This window comes from Nocardia suismassiliense, from assembly GCF_900269665.1.
In the GTDB taxonomy this organism is placed as follows: Bacteria; Actinomycetota; Actinomycetes; order Mycobacteriales; family Mycobacteriaceae; genus Nocardia; species Nocardia suismassiliense.
This window is the reverse complement of record NZ_LT985361.1, coordinates 3,782,189-3,801,378: the sequence shown is the minus strand read 5'-3', so window position 1 is coordinate 3,801,378 and position 19,190 is coordinate 3,782,189. Positions and strand designations below refer to the sequence as shown.

The following is a 19,190-nucleotide window of genomic DNA, read 5'->3' as shown; positions in this document are numbered from 1 at the left end:
AATAGGGAGAACGTAGCGGTGGACAACCGTATTTCGACAAACGTTGCACTCTTTCCCGGACAGGGTGGATTCGACGGGATGGCGCTGGCCAATGCCGCCAAGCGCCACCCCGAGGTGAGTGCCGTGCTGGCCGAGGTCGACACAGTGCCCCTGGCCGAGGTGGGCCGCTCGCTCTCCTCGGCCGTCCTGCGGGAGGAGCCGCCGACGCTCGGCCGGCTGCTGGCCGACGAGCCGTGGGTTTCCCAGCTCGCGATCTACGCGACCTCGGTCGCCGTGTATCGCGTGCTGCACGCGGCCGGCCTGCGGCCGAGTATCCATATGGGACACAGCCTCGGCGAGATCGCCGCCTTGGTCAGCGCGGGCGTGTACTCGGTCGCCGACGGGGCGCGGATCATCTGGCATCGGGTGCAGGCAGTCGGCGAACTGGATCTGCCCGACAGCTATATGGCCGCCGTCGGCGCGGACCCGCACAAGACCCGGACGCTGGTCGAGCTGGTGGAGAACGCCGATCTCGCGGTCGCCGTGGAGAACCACGCGCGGCAGACCGTGGTGTCCGGCCCGCAGGACGCGATGGACGCCCTGCGCGGCCTCACCACCGCGATCGGGATCTCCTTCGTCCGGCTCGAGTCGCCCGCCCCGTTCCACAGCCCGCTGTTGCGGCCGGCGGGCCTCGGCTTGGCCGCGCGAATCCGCGACATCCCGGCGAATCCGCCACAGACCGAGGTGTATTCGCCGATCCTGAACCGGTCCTACACCGCCGACGACGACATCGCCGAGCTGTTGGCAAGCCATCTCGTCGCGCCGGTGCGTTTCGCGGAGGGCGTCCGCACGCTGTACGCGCGGGGGGTGCGCGGCTTCGTCGAATGCGGTGCGCTCGGCACGCTGTGTAAGTTCACCGCGAAGACCCTCGAGACCGATCCGCACACCGCCGTGCCCGCACTGCCCGCCGGCGCGACCGAAGTGGCGCTGCTGCGGCTGCGCGCGGTGGGCCTGCTCGGTGCGGGCGCCGTCCACCCGGACTTCGACACCTTCTGGGATCTGCACGGCACCGAGATCATCGCGCACGTCCGGCGCACGTTCGAGAACGGGCATACCGCCGTTCTGCCGGACCGCGATCCGGTCAGTGTGCCGGAACCTGTTGCACCACAACCAGTTGCGGCTACCAACGGTGCGCACGCCGCCAATGGCGCGCATGCTGGGAACGGCGTAGCCGCCACCGACGACGCGCGTGCCGACCACGGCGAACCCGCACGCGACGAGGTGGCGGGCACCCTGCGCACCATCTACGCCGAGGCGCTGGAATACCCGATCGAGGTGTTCACCGACGAAGTCGAACTGGAGGCCGAGCTCGGCATCGACTCGGTCAAGCAGATCGAGCTGCTGAACCGGGTGTCCGAGCAGTACGGCCTGCAACCGAGGACCGACGGTTTCCGGCTGGCCGACTACGACACGATGGGCAAGGTCATCGGGTACACGATGACCAGACTGTCGGACCGGGAATCCGTCGATGTCTGAGCTACGCGGCAAGCTGGCACTGGTCACCGGTGGGGCGCACGGCGTCGGCAAGGCCATCACCACCGCGCTGCTCGAACGCGGCGCGGACGTGGTCGTGAACTACTTCCACTCGCATGAGGCGGCCAAGGAGACCGCGCGCGAACTCGGCGCGCTCGGCCGGATCGAGTTGATCCGCGGCTCGGTGGCGCGGCCCGATCAGGTCACCCGCATGTTCGCCGAGATCGACGAGCGGTTCGGCCGGCTGGACATCCTGGTGAACAACGCGGCCTCCGGCGCCCTGGTGCCGGACGACGAGGTCACCGACGAACAGCTCGATCTGGGCTGGGACACGAATGTCAAAGGCGCACTGCGTTGTTCGCAGCACGCCGCGGAGTTGATGCGGCGGCAGGGCCGGGGCGCGATCGTCAACATCTCCGCCCTGGGTGGTTCGCAGTTCGTGATGGCGAACTACCTCGCGTGCGCCCCCGCCAAGGCGGCGATGGAGACGATGACCCGATACCTGGCCGCGCGTTATGCCACGGCGGGCATCCGGGTCAACACCGCCTCGGCCGCGATGCTGGTCAGCGACGTAGCCGACGCCTTCCCGGAGGCGGCGGCGATGCAGCGGGCGATCGGTGCGGCGACGCCACTCGGAAGGCTCGGCACCCCAGCGGAATTCGCGGATCTGGTGGTCTTCCTGGCGAGCGAGCAGGCGCGGTGGATCACCGGGCAGACCGTGCTCGCCGACGGCGGCCTTTCGCTCGGTGTGCCGCTGCTGTCGGCGCCGGCCGAACCTGCCTCGGAGACAACGGTTCCCGGGCAAGCCGCCGTGGGTACCGAACCGGTGCCCAGCGCCGCGGTCGCACGGCCCGAGCGGGTAGACGCACGACCGGTCGTCACGACCTCGGTCACCGAGCCGGAGATCCCCGTCGAAGACGACGAGATCGCGATCGTCGGTATCGGTATGGCCGTGGCCGGCGCGAACAGTCCGGAAGAGTTCTGGGAGTTGCGCAATACCGGCGCCGACCTGTTCGTCCCGGTGCCGGTGGACCGCTGGGAACGGGATTCGTTCCACTCCGCCGACGACAGCGCGGAGGACAAGGCGTATCAAGACCGGTGCGTATTCATCACCGAATTCGCGCCCACCGAGGGCGGATTCGATCCCGCCGATCCCGTCGGCAACCACGAGTTCACCACATCCTGGTTGCGGCACAGCGTGATTCAGGCCATGCGCGGCGTCGGCACCCGGTCGGCCGATCGATTCCGCGCCGTCATCGGCTACACCCCCGACGGCAACCAGCACCTGGAAGAGGCGGGCGTGCTCGCGGCCGCCGTGCACCGGGCAAACACCGTGCTCGCCGAACTGGCGCCCGCGTCACGGGATTTCCTGCGCGCGGAGGTCGCGGCCACCCTCGGCGAACGGTATCGGCGCGGCGCCGACGACAACGTGGCCCGCTTCCTGCCGCATCGGGTGGGCAGGCTGGCCATCGATGGTGTGCTGCCGGCGGCGACCACGGTGCAGATGGTGGACACCGCGTGCTCGTCCTCGCTCTATGCCGTGGATATCGGGGCCAAGGCCCTGCTCGACGGCGCGGTCGACCTCGCGGTCTGCGGCGGCGCCTTCGCGCTCGGCCCGCGCGGCACGGTGTTGTTCTCCAAACTGCGTGGCCTGTCCAAGAAGGGCGAGGTGCGCTCGCTGGACCGCGACGCGGACGGGGTCATCTTCGCCGACGGCGCGGCCGTGGTCGTGCTCAAGCGACTGAGCCGGGCCCGCGCGGACGGCGACGACGTGCTCGGCGTGCTGCGCAGCACCGGCACCTCCTCCGACGGCAAGGGCAAGGCGATCTACGCGCCGAACCCCAAGGGCCAAGCCCGGGCGATCGCGCGGGCTCGCGAGACCGACCCGCCGATCCCGGTGGACTGGATCATCGCGCACGCCACCGGCACTCCGGCCGGCGACACGGCCGAGCTGAAGACCCTGCACGAAAGCTATGGCGCCGAGGCGATTCCGGTCACCTCGAACAAGTCGCTGATCGGGCACACCGGGTGGGCAGCGGGCGTGGTGTCGCTGATCGAGGCCACCCTCGGCCTGCGCTACGGCGTCGTGCCGCCCCAATTCCGTTTCACCGCACCGCCGGTCGACTTCGCGGCCGACCGATCCCGGCTGACCATCCCGACCGAGGCGCGGGCGCTGCCCGCGCGGCAGGACCGCCCGCGCACAGTCGCGGTTACCGGCTTCGGTTTCGGTGGCACCAACGCCCATCTGCTGCTGTCCGAGCAGCATCCGGCCGCGGTCCCGACGAAGACCGCGTCGAAGCGGCGCGCCGGCCGGATCGCGATCGTCGGCTGGGCGGCCCACCTGCCCGGCCTGGCCGATCGGACCGCGATCGAGGCCTGGCTGCGCGGCACCGGCCCCGGCCCGGCCGACAGCTTCGGCGCGAAGTACCCGACGCCGACCTTCGACAAGGTGCGGCTGCCACCGCCGACCGTGCGGACCGTGGACCGCTGCCAGCTGATGATCCTGGAGTGCGGTCACCAACTGCGTCAGCAGCTCGGCGACTCCTGGCAGGACCACGCGGACCGGACCGGTGTATTCGTCGGCAATCTCGGCCCGACCCGGGCGGGCATGCTGTACGCCAACCGCTGCTACTTGGACGACATCTCGGGCGCGCTCTACCGCAACCCCCGGCTGGCCGAGTCCGACCTGCTGCCGAAGCTGCTCGACGGCCTGTCCGAACACGCACGGCAACTGGTCCCACCGTCCAACGAGGATTCGTTCTCCGGGATCATGCCGAACATCATCTCGGCCAGGCTGGCGAACTACTTCGACCTGCACGGGCCGAACCTCACCCTGGACGCGGGCCTGGCCTCCACGCTGTCCGCTTTCGATGTGGCCTGCCAGTACCTGCGCGCGGGCGATATCGATGTCGCGCTCGCGGGCGGTATCAACGGCAACGATCTGGCCGAATTGCGGCCGCTGCTCGCCGAGCTGCTGCCGGACACGGCCCCCGCCGACGGCGCGTTCTTGTTCGCGCTGGCCACCGAGGAGGTCGCGGTGGCGTCAGGGATGCCGATCCTCGCCATCGTGGACGAGATCGGTGTCGTGGACAAGACGGCGAAATCCGCTGCGGCCCACGTCGAATGCGGCGTTCCCGCGCCGGCGACCGCACGCTACCTCGGTGCCGCGGGCGGGCTGGAGGTCCTTCGCCTGCTGCTGACCGGCAGCGGCTCGGCGGATGTGGTGTGCCACGGCGAGCCGGATACCCCGGCGACCCGGATCGGCCTCACCATCCCCGCTACCGAGGCCACGCCGCTGCCCGAGCGATTCAGCGTGCCGGATGCCTATGGCCCCGGTGCCGCATGCAAGGTGAAACGTCATGTCCCCGAGTTGGTTCCGGTACCGGCCGAGGCGATCCGCCCGGCCCTGCCCTTCCTGCCCGCCGGCGTCGTCCTGCTCACCGACGATCCGGAACTCGTCGCCGCGCTCGGCCCACTCCCGGACGACGCGATCGTGCTGTGCGGCACGCCGGCCACCGAGGACGCGGTGGACGCCGCGCTCGCCGGTCGCACGCCGAAAGATGTTCGGGTACTGGTCGATCTGGCCGCGTCGGCACCCGTGGCGAGCTGCCTGACCGAGGGCGCGCCCGCGGTGGAGGCGTTGCACGATCTGTTGTTCCTGGTGCTGCGCCGGGCCGAGCACGCCTCGGTGTTCGCACTACTGCTCGGCGGTCTGCACCGCGAGGTACCGCACCCCTACAGCGGACTGTTCACCGGGCTGATGAAGGCCGCCCATCTGGAAGCACCGGACACGGAGCGGTTCGCGCTGGTCACCACGACGCAGGACGTGACAGCAGGGGCACTGCTCGTCGAGGCGGAGACCCGCCGAAACCGGGTGTTGCCGGTGGTCTTCGACCGTTCGGGCACCCGCTGCGCCTACACCCTCGTCGAACGCCGGCTCGACCTCGCCGAGACCGGCCCGCGGTTGTCCGCGTCCTCCGTGGTCGTCGCGGTCGGCGGCGCCAGGGGCATCACCGCGGAGTTGGTCAAGGCGCTGGCCGCGGACTTCGGCCCGAAGCTGTATCTGCTGGGCAGCAACCCGCTCGACGACTATCCGGCGGACACGTTCACCGCGACCGACGCCGAGTTCGCCGCAGGCCGCAAGCACTGGCTGCGCGACCAGCTGGCGACCCGGCCGGGCACTCCGGTCGCGACGCTGAACCGCGAGTTCAACCGCATGCTCGACGCGCGAGCGGCCCGCGGCAACATCGACGCGATGGCGCGGCTCTGCGGCGCCGCCCGGGTCCGGTACTTGACCTGCGATGTCACCGACGAGACCTCGGTGCGCCGGGCGATCGGCGAGATCCTGGCCACCGAGTCCGGCATCGATCTGCTGATCAACGCGGCGGGCAAGAACAACTCGGCGTTGTTGCCCCGCAAGGACTTCGCGGCGTTCCGCGCCGTGCGTGACCTGAAGCTGCGCTCGCACCGCAACCTGAAGAAGGCCCTCGCGCACACCCCCGTCGGCCTGTGGTGCAGCTTCGGTTCGCTGCTCGGCTTCTTCGGCCAGCGCGGCGAGAGCGACTACGCGGCTGGCAACGATTTCCTCGCCACTGCAGGCGAATTCGCGGCACGGGTACAGGGCCGAGACGAGGTGACCATCGGGTGGACGTTGTGGAGCGGCACCGGGATGGGCGCGGGCGATCTCATCAGCAAGTACTACGAACGCGCCGACTCCTACTCGAATATGGCGGTGGCCGAAGGCATTCACCATTTCGTCCGCGAACTGCACGCGGCCGAACGGGTGCCGCACATCGTGCATCTCGGTGCCGCGGAGCGGCGCACGGTGGCGTCCTTCTACCCCGAGTTCTTCACCGGCGCCGCCCGAACGCGCGATCACCACCTGCGCCACACCGTGTCGCGCACCGAGGACACCGCGGTCTACGAGTGTGCGATGACCGAGCAGGCCGACGGCTACCTGTACGGCCACACGGTCCGCGGGCACGCAACGCTGCCAGGCCTTTTCGTCACCGAGATCGCCGCGGAAGCCGCCCTGTCGCTGCGCCCCGAACTCGTCGTGATCGGCTTCGAGGACCTGGTGTTCGAGCGCTTCGTCCAGGTACGCCCGGATCTCGAGGTCCCGCCGAAACGCATTCACGCGAGCGTCGCTACCGCGACCGCGGACCTGGTCACCATCGACGTGCGCATCACCTCGGACATCGTCGCGCCGACCGGGTTGGTCCTCACGAAGGACAAGCCGCACTTCACCTGTCGCGTGCTGCTCGCCCGCACGGCGAACACGGCGCTGCGCTGGCAGGACTGGACTGCCGATCCGGCCGAATGCGCCGTACCGGACCCCTATCACCTGCCCGGCTCGCCGGTGCGCCTGTCCGGGCCGTTCGTCTGCACCACCGGCACCCGCACCCATCCGCGCGGCGCGCGGGCCAGGTTCCGGCCGGAGCTGAGCGACGCGGATCCGGTGTGGTCGACGTTCCGCATGCCGAGCCTTCTGCTCGACGGCATGGCCAGGATGGGCGCGCTGCACCCGACGAAAGCCGGGCTGCTGCCGGTGGCGGTGCCCACCTCGGTGCGCCGCATCGATCTGTACCAGCAGGCGAACGATATCGAACTGGCCCAAGCGGGCCCGCTCGAGCTGTACGCGACCCCCGCCGAGTTCACGTTGGATGGTCCGGCCTCGAACCGCTTCGTGGCCGCCCGACCGGACGGCGGCGTGGTCGCGCAGATCAAGGACATCGGGGCGAAAGTACTCGGTTATGTCGACCCCGCCGACGGAACGTTCCACACTTCGGGAGAAACGCATGGTTGACCGGCAAGCCCCAGGGCCAGAGGGTGACCACCTGATGGGCGCGCTGAGCAAGTTCAAGAGCAATTCGCTCGGCCTGATCACCGATCTGCAAGGCAAGTACGGCGGCATCGTCCGGGTGAAGCTCGGGCCGTATCTCGTGCACCAGCTCACCGAGCCGAGTGCGATCAAGCATGTGCTGCAAGACAATCCGGACAACTACCGGCGCGGCCGCTTCTACCAGGGCTTCAACCTGTTCATGGGCCGGGGCATGCTGACCACCGACGGCGCGGAGTGGCGCAAGCGCAAGCAGCTCAGCCAGCCGTTCTTTCAGCGCGCCAGGATCGAAGCGGCCGCGCCGATCATCACCGACTGCGTCGAGGACCTGCTGGCGCGCTGGTCCGGCCCCGCCGAGCGCGGTGAGGTCATCGATATCACCGACGACCTGATGTGGCTGTCCATGGGTGTGCTCAGCCGCGCGCTGTTCGGTATCGACCTGCGCGACCGCGCCGAGGAACTGGTGCCCGCGGTGCGCTTCTCGCTCAAGGCGATGATCATCACCGGCAAGGTGGAGCAGATGCTGCCGCAGTGGGTGCCCACCCGCTATCAACGCGACCTCAAGCGTTATCAGGCCGTGCTGAACACTGTCATCGACGACGTCATCACCGCGCAGCAGGGCACCGACGACGACAACCTGGTCAACGCGTTGCTCGCGGCGCGCGACCCCGATACCGGCAAACCGTGGGACCGCCGGGCGATCCGGGCCGAGCTGAAGACCCACTTCATGGCCGGGCACGAGACCACCGGCTGCGGCCTGGCGTGGACGCTGTACTCGATCGCCCAGCACGTCGATGTGCGGCGCAAGCTGACCGACGAACTGGACACCGTGCTCGACGGCCGCACGCCGACCGTCGAAGACCTGGCGAACCTGCCGTATCTGCGGCAGGTCGTGGACGAGTCGCTGCGGCTCAATCCGCCGATCTGGCTGTTCCCCAGGGAGGCCATCGCGGACGACGAGATCGGCGGCTACCACGTGCCCGCGGGCACGAGCGTGCTGATCCCGCCGTACGCGGCCCACCACAATCCGGCGGTCTGGGACACGCCGGAGGCGTTCGACCCGGAGCGGTTCTGCCCGGCCGGGGCCGGCCCGAAGCGGTACTCGTACCTGCCCTTCGGCGGTGGTGCACGCCGGTGCATCGGCAGTCATCTGGCCACCTTGGAGTTGCAGCTGACCGTCGCGATGGTCGCGCAGCGCTACCGGCTGAGCCTGGCGTCGGGTGAGCACGTCCTGCCCACCGGGCTGGTATCGCTGCGGCCGCAGCCCGGCGTGCGGATGCGGCTGGAACCGGTCGTCCGGACGTGACGCACGATCTCGATGACGGGGCGACGGTCCGGCGCTTCCGCTGGGTGAATGTGCCTGCCCCCGTGCTTGACTCGCCGCACCGTCTCGCCGGGCGCAGGGTCGCCGTCTGCAACGGCACCGACGCGGCGGCCGAGTCGGTCTCGGTCGCCCTCGCCCGGCGTGGCGCCGTGTGCTGGCGGCCGGGCGAACCCGGTGCGCCGGACGCGATCGTCGACCTGACGCTGCCCGACCGTTTCGACCCCCGCGATCCGCACGCGGCGGACAAGGCCGTGACGCGCACGCTCGCGCTGTTGCGGCACTGCTACCCGGACTGGGCCGAGGAGGTCGACGCCCGCAGGCTCGCCTACCTCGCGGTGACCTACCTGGACGGCGAGTCCGGCTACCGCGGCGACCCGATCTACCAGCCGCTCGGCGGACTCTGGGCCGGTCTGGCCAAGACCCTCCCCCGCGAGATCCCGAACGTCAACGCGCGCGTAATCGACGTGGCGCGACCGGATCTCGCGGAACTTGCCGATCTCGTCGCCGCCGAACTGTATGCGCGCGGCCCCGCCGAGATCGGCTATCGCGACGGTGTCCGGCGGATGCTGGTGCCGCGGCCCGAGCCGGTCGCGGCGCCGACGGTCACCCTCACCGAGGACGATGTCGTGCTCGTCTGCGGTGGCGGTACCGGGATCGGATTCGAACTGGCGCGGGCGCTCGCCCGCGAGCACGGCTGCCGGGTCGTGGTGACCGGGCGGGCGCAACCACCGGTCGGCACCGAGGACTGGCTCGGCTTGGACGAAGCTGGATTCGAGGCGTATCGGCAGGAGCACCTCCGCGCCGCGGCGGGCACCGGGCGGGGTCGCGAGGTCCGCGGGCGGCTCGGCAAACTGGCGAACCTGCGCGCGTTGCAGGCGAATCTGCGCTCGGTCGCCGAATCCGGTCTGCCACTGCGCTATTCGCGCTGCGACCATGCCGATCCAGCCGATCTCGACCGGCTGTTGGACGAGATCGGGCCGCCACTGGCGGGCGTGGTCTACCTGGCCGGGGTCGACCGGCCCGCGCGGCTGCCGAAGAAGTCCGACATCGACTTCCTGGCGGGCATCTCGGTCAAGGTCACCGGTTTTCTGCGACTGGTCACCGCGCTACGCGAGCGCAAACCGAGATTCCTCTGCGCCTCCGGTTCGCTGACCGGACGGCTCGGCGGCATGGTCGGCGAGCTGGACTACGCGGCGGCCAACGAGGCGCTGGCGCGAATCGGCTTGTGGGCCAAGGCAACCAGCGAACTGGATGTCCTCACGGTCTGCTGGCCGCTCTGGCGCGACCTGAGCGTGTCGTCCAATATGGACGCCGCGCTGAAGTACATGCCCGCCATGGACCCGGCCGAGGGTTTGGCGCGCTGGAACGCGGAGCTGCTCGCCCCGCACGTCGGCGAGGCCGCCTTCCTCGGACCCATCGGCCCGGGGGTAAGCCTCGCGCAGGCCGGTCAATTCACGGTCGAGCCCGGGCTGCCCGGCTTCGACGAGGTGTATCCGAAGATCTTCCACCGCGGCGAACCGTTGCGGTGGCGGCCAGGGTCCACACTGATCGCCGAGCTCGGTTTCAGCGCCGACACCACGCCGATCGCCACGGACTTCCTCGTCCACGGCGATCCCGCGCTGCCGGTGACGATCCTGTTGGAGAACGTGCTGCGAAGCTGTGCCTGGCTGGTGCCGGAGCAACCACGCGAGCTCACCGGGATAACGGTGAATCCCGCAGGACTGCGTCTCGTCGGCGGCACGCTAGCGCTCGAGCGCCGCGCCGAGGTCGACGCGGACGGCCGATCGATCGCGGTGTCGGTGCACGCGGGTGATACCGCGGTCGCCCGGCTGACCGTGCGCTACGGCGATCCGCGCGAACCACCGCCGCTCGCGATCCCGGCCTCGGCGGGCGAACCGATCCCCGCGCCGCCGGGCCCGCTGCGCTGGCGCGGCGCGATAGTGCGCCTGGCGCAGTGGCGACGGCATCCCGGCGGCACGCTCACCGCCTCGGTGCAGCACACCGAGGCCGCCGATGTGTGGGCGGCCGAGCCCGCTCCCGAACCGCCGCTGCCGATTTCGGCACTGGAGAACATTTTGCGGATGACACCGCTCGACCCCGATGGGGTGCTCCGCATCGACCGGCTCGTGCTCGGTCAACAGCCGGGACGGGCGGATCTCGTCCTCGGCGACCCATCCGCAGGCGCCTGGTGCGCGATCGACCGCCAGAGCGGGCGCGTCGCGCTGAATCTGCGCCGCTCGAATCACCGACCGTAAATCGAGGAGACAGCCATGGCCGAGCTGACCATGCACGAGATCTACAACGAGCAGTACCTGGACGACCCGTACCCGCTGTTCCAGCGGATACGCGAGGTCGACCCGGTGTACTGGGACGAGCGCATGGGCGACGACGGCGGCTGGATGGTCACCGGTTACGAGCCCGCGATGACCGCGTTGATGGACCCGAGACTGACTGCGAAGCGGCCGAATTGGGATCCGAGCAGGCTGCCCGAGGACAGCGAGCCGGAGCACACCGACGCGATGACCTCGCTCAACAAGCAGGTCGTGGTGTCCGAGCTGCCCGGACACACCCGGATTCGCAAGCTGTTCAACCGGCCGTTCATGCCGAAGCCGGTCGAGCGCATGCGGGAAGAGATCATGAAGACCGCGGACCGGTTGCTCGACCGCGCGCTCGTCGGTGGCAGCGGCCAGCTGGACGCGATGGCGGACTTCGGATTCGCCATGCCCGCAACGAGTCTCGGCCGAGTGCTCGGGATTCCGAAGAAGCAGAACTACCTGCCGTGGATGTTCAGCCTCGGCATGCTCATCGACGACGGGCCGGTCGCCCAGAAGACCCAGCCGAAACTGCTGCGCGGGGTGCACGACTACCTGGAGTTCTTCCGCGGCCAGATCGATGAGCGCCGCGACGGCGCGGGCTACGACGACATGATGCAGATCCTCGCCGACGCCTACACCACCCGCGAGTTCAGCGACGAACGGGAACTGCACGCGAACCTGGCGTTTCTGCTCACCGCGGGCCAGATCAGCACCGCGCACCAGATCGGCAATACGATCATGCATCTGCTGCGCGCACCCGAGCTGTACGAGCGGCTGCGCGCCGAACCCGGACTGGTGCCCGCGTTCTCGCCGGAACTGATGCGTTTCGATGCCTCGATCCAGCTGACCAAACGCCGCGTCATCGAGCCGATGGAACTCGGTGGGCACGAACTGCCCGCCGGCGCCGAGATCTTCATCTGGATCGGTGCCGCGCACCGGGATCCGGACCGGTTCATCGATCCGGACCGGCTCGACCTGGACCGTGAGGACGTCACCCATCTCACCTTCGGCCGCGGTATCCACTACTGCCTCGGCGCTCAACTCGGCAAGCTCGTGCACGACATCTCGGTGCAGGCCTTCCTCGAGCGGGTCCCTTGCCCTCGACTCGCGGTCGAGGGCAAGGTCAAACGCTCGATCATGCCGACATTTCGCGGTCCTTATCAGCTGCCGGTGGCGTTCGGTTAGTGCGGGTGATGGACAGCCCGCCCGTGGTCTTGAGTTTGCGCAAGGTCGGGCTGTCCTTTCGGCCGATTCGTCGCCGCTGAATCGGCGTGCGCGGATCCGGCAGTAGCCGCTGTGCAAAGAAATAGGATCGCAGCCCTATTTTGACCGCGAGTTCGCCGAATGGGTGCGGGTCGTCCAATTGCATCACGCGCCGGACATTGACCGGAACCACACTCAGCATGATGGTCCGGCCGATCGGCTGCCAGCGGCCGGGAAACCAGCGGTCGCAGAATTGCTGAATGAACGCCTCGCTCACCTTGTGGCCATTGTCCGTACGGTCCCAGTCGCGGGCATCGTAGTCATCCGCGAAATCGGCGAGCGATTCGAAATCCGCCGGAAAGTCGACCACCGGAACGTCGCCCTCGGACGTGAGCTGCGCACAGATATCGCGGGCCCAGAGGTGAAAGGCGATCCGCAGCCGCTCGTCGAAACCGGGCAGACCGATATACCGCTGCAACCGGTGCGGCACGACCGCGAGCAGGCACATCCCCTGCACATAGTCGTCGTTGTGCGCGAAAGCGCCTGGTAGATGCCGCGCGACTGCGGCATGGATCCGGTTCAACCGGCGCACGGACTCGCGCACCTCTGCGCTGTTCGGCGGATAGAGGTACCAGGTCCAGAAGAAATACATGCTGTCCTCGAACCGTCGCTGCGGCCGATCGATCGATTTCCGTCCGAATGCCAGCGCGTCCCCGCCGTGCGGCGGCATCGTCACGTCCATGAAGTTCAACGCATAACCGATGTTCAAGAACATTTCACCGAGTCGATACTCCCCGAAAAGCCGGACAATTTCATGATACTCGGTGTACGGATCCAGCTTCGCCATCTCCTTGTCCAACCATTTATACCCACGCATCACAACACCCTCAGATAGACAACCAAGACAGAAACAGCCTAATGGCAGCGCCGGTTGAAATGCGATGAACAATTACGCAAAAACTATGGGCTGGACAAATACCGATCGGCCACGGTCTAGTCGGCGAGCTCGTATACCGCGAGTATGCCTTTGTGGTCGCTGCACCACCGCGGTGGCGACGCGGCGAAATTGTCCTGGGTGTTTTCCTGCTGCCGGGTACCGCGCACGATGGAGCCGCGGGGGCCGACGAGGCCGACGGAGGTCAGCGTCAGCGCGGCCCCGTTGGCGAAGACGAAGTCGACGCGGTCGCGTTCGTCGGCTTCCGGCGCCCAGGCGAGTTCGGCGACGTCCACCTCGGCGTTGTCCGACGGCCAGGTGAGTCCGGGGTGGGTGGCCGAGTCGGGGTACATCGATCGGTAGGCATCGATGAAACCGGCTTGATGCAGACGCCGAGTGGACTCCCACGGCAGTACTACACCGTTGTGGTCGAACATGTGCGCGGTGGCGGGCGTCCAATCCAGCACGGACGGCTCGTTCAGGTCGCCACCCATGATGACCGAAGCCCCTTGTCCCATCTCGATTTTCGCGTCCGCGAGAAACGCGCTGATGACGTCGGGGCGACCGGAGGCCGCGTTCACACGATGGAGCACGGCCGGGTCCGTCACCGGGCCGCCCGGCAGCTTGTCGAAGTTGTACTCGGCGAACTCCTCCGGCGCCGGAACCCCGGGACCGTAGCCGCGGGGCAGGTTGGTGGCGTACCAGCGAAACTCCAGATGCGACGAGTAGGCGGTGAGCCGTGTGCCGTCGATGTTCAACCGCGCCTTGACCATCCACTGCAGGTCGGCGCTGTCCTCGATCGGAAACACCGTCAGAATGCCCGTGTCATGCGAGCTGACCGCATTGAAGTCGTACCCACGCCGGGCCAATTCGGCCCCGACATCCGTGGTGGCGTTGGTCGCCTCCGACAGCAGCGCGATCGAAACCCGGTTCTCGATGATGAGATCCGCGATCAGCTGGGTGCCGTGCGCGACCTTGCTACCGCTGTGCCACGTATTGAAGGCAAGCACCCGAACCTCGCGTGCCACTCCGGCCCCCGCCGCAGGCTCGTCATCGTTTCGCGTCATCAACCCATCATCACAAAGTGACAGCCCGTTCGGCGCCACGGCGCACCGCCGGAGCCGGTAGATCATGGTCGCCCGAACGCGCGCTCGATCAGGCCGAGACCAGCCAGCCTTAGCCGAGTCTGTACCGGGTCCGGTTTCGGCCGCCTCGGTTCATGCTTGAAGACGAATGAGGTTATGGCACAACAGGTCTTGGACACCCGGCGCAGTCCAGGCTTAGTGTCCAGTCGAACGGCCACGATCCGCAGTCCTATCACAGGAGATGACCGCATGAGCGTCACCATTTCGCCTGCCGTGCAACGCGTTCTCCCGCTACTCATCGACCCGCCGCCAGCTCCGGCCACCCCGAACGGCTACCTCGATCAACTCGGCTCACAACCTGGCGCCGACGGGCAAGATGTCAACACCGGCGTCGTGCAATCGCTGTGGAGCTCACGCATCGGTGCGTTGTTGTACGACCAGGCATCCACGGCCGCCCGGCGCGTCGTCGGCTTCCTGCAATCCCCCGCCGAACGACTGCACCTGCGGCCGGGGCAGACGGTGCTCGACATCGCGTGCGGCCCAGGCGAAATCACCGCGTCGCTCGCCAACACGGTTGGTCCGGACGGGCTCTCGATCGGCATCGACATCGCCGAGTCGATGCTCGCCCGCGCCGCCCAGCAGCACCGCGCCGACAACATCGCGTTCCTGCGCGCCGATGCCCCGCGACTCCCGTTGCGGGATAACACCATCGATGCGGTGACCTGCATGGCCGGGCTACAGCTCATCCCCGACCCGGATACCGCCCTGGCCGAGATGATCCGTGTCTTACGACCCGGCGGTCGTCTCGCCGTGCTGGTGCCGACCGTGGGTGCCGGTCCGCTCGAACTGATCGGACGTTACGTACCAGGCGTCGGCGGCGCACGTATCTTCGCTGACACCGAAATCGCGGACAGTGTCCGGGGTTTCGGACTCGGTGACGTAACCACTCGACGCCTCGGGACGATCCAATGGACCTGCGGGCACAAGATCGGCTGACGTAGCTCGCACGCTGCGTTGCCACGCGCCGATGAGTTTCCGGTCCCGCTGCTGCCTAACGATTGGTCGGTCCAGGTGCCCCGTCGCCCCCATCCGAGCCGGGGCGTTGGTTCTTACCGCCCGGGGCGTTGTTGCTCGACGGAAAGTTCGGGGTCCGCGATTGGTTCGATGATTCCGGCACGCCGGTCGACGGTGTCGATGACTTGGGCACACTCGTTGACGGTGTCGATGAGTTCGGCACGCTCGTCGACGGTGCCGAACCGCTCGTCGTGGGCTGTTTCCCTCCCTCGGTGCCGTGCTGCGGGGTGGTGGTCGTCGGCACTCGGCTCTCACTGGGCTGCACCGTCTCGTCGCCTCCGCTCGTCGAGGGGTCATCGGGCTTGTCGCTCCCGCCGCCACTCCACAAGTGCCCCACGGTGGTGACCTCGTCGCCCGAGATCGACTTCCCGGTAACACCCTCGAAGCCGGTGATCATCAGAATCGCGATGAGGAACCCGACCACGCTGGTGCCGACGATCAGCGGCCAGTGCAGGCGATACCCGCGACGTGCCTGCTCTGCGCCGGATTCGGCACCGGGCGATCGGAGATTCAGCTGGGGAAGGGCCACGGTGGGTTCCTCGCCGACGGACCGCCTAGCACCAGCCCCTGGCATCCTGCTGTTCGCGGGCTGCCACTGCTCCCTCGGAGGTTGATACCCGGCACCTGGCCGCATGTCGTTTCTACGCCCCGGCCACGCCTGCGCGGGCGGATGGTAGTTATCCGTGCGTTGTCCGGGCACCTGCCGCGGTTGCGGGACCGGCCCGGCCTGCTGCCGGGCACCGGAATCTGTCAGCGCCAGCGCCGCCTCCCTGGTGCGCTGCGCCGCCTCCTTCGTCTTGCGCATCGAGCGCAGGTACAGCTCGCCGCCGACCGTGGACACCACGCTTGCGATCCCGGCACCCGCCACGGTGCCGGCCACCCCCAGCGTCGATCCCAGAAAAGCCGCAGTGACCGCCGCCAAAGCTGCCGCGGTGACCTGCGACGGTTTGATGCCGTCCTTCTTGTCAGAGGTGCCGTCCCGCTCTTCGCCCATTATCCCGATCTGCTCGCATCGTCACCGTTTCAGGACTCGACGCTACAAGCCGAGCGGGCCGCCAGGCTCATTGCCGGGAATACCTGTGACACAACGCATTCCAGCCGCTTAACGAATATAAAGCCGACCTAACAATCACGAACAATCCTGCCTCGACAATCCCCACCGCCGCTCAATTCGTTCGGCTGCCGATCGATGCGGCCAGGAACGGCCACGAACGCTTCAGATCGTCTTCCCAGTAACCCCAGGAATGAGTCCCGACCGGACGATCATCCACCGTCACAGGGATTTTCAGTTCATTGAGCCGGTTCGCGAGGTTCACCGTGCAGTACCGGATAGCCGCTTCGATAGGGCCGCCGAACGCGATTTGGACCGGAAGGGGAATCCGACCGTCGCGCACCCGCGGGTCGCTCGGCGTGTCGTGGGGTGCGGCGGGAATACCGCTACCGGTACTGAGATAGATGGCAGTGCCACGCAACCGCTCCGCATGGACCAGCGGATCGTTCGCCCGCCACAGCGGCCCGTTGCGTGGCCCCCACATATTCTCCACACTCTGCCCACCACCCCAGTTCTCCACGGTGATCCGGACGAACTCCTGACCGATCGGGTCGGAGGTCTGCGCGCAACCGCTATAGGACGCAACACTTTTCCAGAAACCGGGCTTGGCGATCGCCAGATTCAGCACCGAGGTCCCGCTCATCGACACACCCACCAGCGTGCGATCCGCGTTGGCCCCCAAGAATTCCTCGATCACCGGCGGCAATTCCTCATTGAGGAAGGTCTGCCACTTGTTGTAGCCCAGAACGGCATCGGCCCGAACCCAGTCGGTGTAATAGGAGTTGCTACCGCCGACCGGCGTCACCACATTGACATCTTTGTCACGCAAGAAATCCACGACATCGGTCTGCGCGTCCCACCCACTCTCGTTCGGACCACCACCCGAGCCGTTGAGCAAGTACATCGTCGGCCGCGGGGAACTCGTATCGGCGGCACGAAGAACCTGCACCAGGATCGGCCTTCCCATAGCCGGCGAGAGCACCATGACATCCTGTTGCCGCCCGTCCCCATCCGCCACCGAAACCACCTGAGCCGAAACCGGTTCAGCGGTAGCGATGCTGCCCGGGCCGATCAAGCCGACGGCCACCAGTGCCCCCGCGAGCGCCCACCGTGGTACAGCCGTTCCCGTCGATCGCCGCAATCTCATGCACAACCCTCTCGTTCACGGTTCGCTATCTCTTCCGACGTCCTCTCGAAGACACGCCTGTCGCGCAGGCATGCCGAATCGGCGTCTACAGAACTTCGCGTTGCCACCGCCACCGGATTGGTCGTGCCTCAGCGCCTTCGCCTCATTGATTCGCCACTGCCGCCGGACCAGCGCCGACAAGAACATGCCGCCTCCGGGGCGAACCCCGGTGCACGCTCGAGTCGCGCCTCGCTACCGCTGCACAAGGATGAAAAATCGGACACACTGGGATGGTGCGAGCTGAGGATCCGACGCCCGACGAACTGAGGTTCTTCACAGCGTTGCAAGCCCGGGTGCCAGATATCGAGGAGTGGTACTACGCGGACGACGACGGCACGCTGTGGGTGATCGCATCCCTCGACTTCCTCGACAGCACCGGCTATATCCGTGACATCCTGCGCGTCGACTATGACGGCGTCTCCCTCCGCGGCGGCTGGAGTCCGACATGCATCCTCGGCGACGATGGTGTCCCGTTCGCCGAAGCGGGCATCGAGACCGGGCCGGATGGGCTGCGCCGGGACAACATCGCCCCGCTCAGAGCAGCTGAGGTCGCGGCGGAATGGTTCATTGCGGTCCGACAGCGACCGCCGCAGCCCGAGCCGAAGACCAAAAGAAGCCGATGGCGGTGGCTACGAAAGAGCGCCGTGTTGAGTCCACTGCGCAGGCGAGCGCTGGTCAGGGTTGGTTCGCGATGGCTGCGGCGGCTCGTTCGCTGATGTCGCGCAGCAGTGGGGCGAGTTCGCCGGGGGTGAGCAGGGTGTAGCGCATCGGCAGGAGCGCGATGTTGGCGGCCACGAATGGTGGTGCGTCGGGGTAGGTGGTGAGCACACAGGTGTCGGCTTCGGCGGGTTCGAGGACGCCCTGTCTGGCGCTGATGCGGCGCTGGGCAACGTCGAGGGGTTCGTGCAGGAGGACTCGCGCCTGGACGGTTCCGGCGCGGCGCAGCGAGCGGGTCAGCCAGCCGGCGGCGTCGAGTCCGTCGGGCAGGTCGCGGGGTGGGACGCGGACGCCGGTCTGGTGCAGTGCGTCGATGCGGTCGAGCCGGAAGGTGCGCCAGTCGTCGCGGTCGCCGTCGAAAGCTATGAGATACCAACGGGTTCCGGCCGCGAGCAAACGGTGGGGTTCGACGAAGCGCTTGCTGATCTCGTCGCCGGGTTTGGTGTAGGTGAAGCGGACCTTTTCGTGGGTGCGGCAGGTGGTGGCGAGTGCGGCCAGCGTTTCCGGATCCACCGGCGGACCCGTCGGGGTCGGCAACACCTCGGTGTGTGAGAGGTCGGTGACGCGGCGGCGCAACCGGCTGGGCAGCACCTGCTCGAGTTTCGCCAGCGCCCGCAGGCACGCGTCCTCGATACCGATGACGGCGCTGGTGGCCGCGGTGCGCAGCCCGAGCGCGATGGCGACGGCTTCCTCGTCATCGAGGACCAGCGGCGGCATGGCCGTGCCCGCGACGAGGCGATACCCGCCGATGTTGCCCTGCGTGGCGTGCACCGGATAGCCGAGGTCGCGTAGTCGTTCGATGTCACGGCGAATGGTCCGCGGGGTCACCTGCAAACGTTCGGCCAGCTCGATCCCGGTCCATTCACGCGGGGACTGCAGCAGCGACAACAGCTGCAACAACCTGCCTGAAGGATCACGCACACTTCATCCTGACACGCATATAGGTCATT

At 67.9% G+C, this 19,190-nt stretch carries 12 protein-coding genes; 7 read left to right on the top strand and 5 right to left on the bottom strand.

Features of this window, described 5'->3' with window-relative positions:
* The first annotated feature begins 18 nt into the window (after positions 1-18).
* The 5 genes from DBO33_RS17165 to DBO33_RS17145 are packed head-to-tail and all read left to right on the top strand — an operon-like array spanning position 19 to position 12,175.
* Positions 19-1,515, top strand: a complete 1,497-nt coding sequence (locus tag DBO33_RS17165; protein ID WP_159080321.1) for an acyltransferase domain-containing protein — start codon at positions 19-21, stop codon at positions 1,513-1,515.
* Positions 1,508-7,318 (top strand): SDR family oxidoreductase, encoded by a 5,811-nt coding sequence (locus DBO33_RS17160; protein WP_107655946.1) that lies wholly within the window; start codon positions 1,508-1,510, stop codon positions 7,316-7,318. The genes DBO33_RS17165 and DBO33_RS17160 overlap by 8 nt, the downstream gene beginning before the upstream one ends.
* On the top strand, positions 7,311-8,657 hold the full coding sequence (locus tag DBO33_RS17155; protein ID WP_159080320.1) for a cytochrome P450: 1,347 nt from the start codon (positions 7,311-7,313) through the stop codon (positions 8,655-8,657). The genes DBO33_RS17160 and DBO33_RS17155 overlap by 8 nt, the downstream gene beginning before the upstream one ends.
* Positions 8,654-10,930, top strand: a complete 2,277-nt coding sequence (locus DBO33_RS17150) for a KR domain-containing protein (protein ID WP_107655944.1) — start codon at positions 8,654-8,656, stop codon at positions 10,928-10,930. The genes DBO33_RS17155 and DBO33_RS17150 overlap by 4 nt, the downstream gene beginning before the upstream one ends.
* A 15-nt stretch (positions 10,931-10,945) precedes the next feature.
* Positions 10,946-12,175 carry a cytochrome P450 gene (locus DBO33_RS17145; RefSeq protein WP_107655943.1) on the top strand — a complete coding sequence of 410 codons (1,230 nt, stop codon included), beginning with the start codon at positions 10,946-10,948 and terminating at the stop codon, positions 12,173-12,175.
* Here the strand turns inward: DBO33_RS17145 and DBO33_RS17140 are convergent.
* Together DBO33_RS17140 and DBO33_RS17135 are read right to left on the bottom strand one after the other, a co-directional pair.
* On the bottom strand, positions 12,126-13,142 hold the full coding sequence (locus tag DBO33_RS17140; RefSeq protein ID WP_159080319.1) for an oxygenase MpaB family protein: 1,017 nt from the start codon (positions 13,140-13,142) through the stop codon (positions 12,126-12,128). The two genes, DBO33_RS17145 and DBO33_RS17140, sit on opposite strands and share 50 nt — an antisense overlap.
* A gap of 44 nt (positions 13,143-13,186) precedes the next feature.
* A complete protein-coding gene (locus DBO33_RS17135; protein ID WP_234390888.1) occupies positions 13,187-14,194 on the bottom strand; it encodes an endonuclease/exonuclease/phosphatase family protein in 1,008 nt (335 codons plus the stop codon).
* Between the two features lie 267 nt (positions 14,195-14,461).
* On the opposite strand from DBO33_RS17135, the gene DBO33_RS17130 reads away from it, so the two are divergent.
* Entirely contained in the window at positions 14,462-15,208 is a 747-nt protein-coding gene (locus tag DBO33_RS17130; RefSeq protein ID WP_107655940.1) for a methyltransferase domain-containing protein, read from the top strand.
* Between the two features lie 55 nt (positions 15,209-15,263).
* On the opposite strand, the gene DBO33_RS43590 is transcribed toward DBO33_RS17130, so the two are convergent.
* The gene (locus DBO33_RS43590) at positions 15,264-16,280 is read right to left on the bottom strand and encodes a hypothetical protein (RefSeq protein WP_199856670.1); all 1,017 of its coding nucleotides are present in this window, start codon (positions 16,278-16,280) and stop codon (positions 15,264-15,266) included.
* A gap of 172 nt (positions 16,281-16,452) precedes the next feature.
* Positions 16,453-17,484, bottom strand: coding sequence for an alpha/beta hydrolase (locus DBO33_RS17120; protein WP_107655939.1), 1,032 nt, complete (start codon positions 17,482-17,484; stop codon positions 16,453-16,455).
* A gap of 272 nt (positions 17,485-17,756) precedes the next feature.
* Between DBO33_RS17120 and DBO33_RS43585 the strand changes: the two genes are divergently transcribed.
* A complete protein-coding gene (locus DBO33_RS43585; protein ID WP_199856669.1) occupies positions 17,757-18,239 on the top strand; it encodes a hypothetical protein in 483 nt (160 codons plus the stop codon).
* On the opposite strand, the gene DBO33_RS17110 is transcribed toward DBO33_RS43585, so the two are convergent.
* Complete coding sequence (locus tag DBO33_RS17110; RefSeq protein ID WP_107655938.1) at positions 18,199-19,161, bottom strand: helix-turn-helix transcriptional regulator; 963 nt, start codon at positions 19,159-19,161, stop codon at positions 18,199-18,201. The genes DBO33_RS43585 and DBO33_RS17110 overlap by 41 nt on opposite strands.
* Positions 19,162-19,190: the final 29 nt, after the last annotated feature.

Coding starts and splice junctions, on each gene's coding strand:
- DBO33_RS17160 (WP_107655946.1), top strand. CDS start 1,508: ATGTCTGAGCTACGCGGCAAGCTGGCACTGGTCACCGGTGGGGCGCAC.
- DBO33_RS17155 (WP_159080320.1), top strand. CDS start 7,311: ATGGTTGACCGGCAAGCCCCAGGGCCAGAGGGTGACCACCTGATGGGC.
- DBO33_RS17145 (WP_107655943.1), top strand. CDS start 10,946: ATGGCCGAGCTGACCATGCACGAGATCTACAACGAGCAGTACCTGGAC.
- DBO33_RS17135 (WP_234390888.1), bottom strand. CDS start 14,194: ATGACGCGAAACGATGACGAGCCTGCGGCGGGGGCCGGAGTGGCACGC.
- DBO33_RS17130 (WP_107655940.1), top strand. CDS start 14,462: ATGAGCGTCACCATTTCGCCTGCCGTGCAACGCGTTCTCCCGCTACTC.
- DBO33_RS43590 (WP_199856670.1), bottom strand. CDS start 16,280: ATGGGCGAAGAGCGGGACGGCACCTCTGACAAGAAGGACGGCATCAAA.
- DBO33_RS17120 (WP_107655939.1), bottom strand. CDS start 17,484: ATGAGATTGCGGCGATCGACGGGAACGGCTGTACCACGGTGGGCGCTC.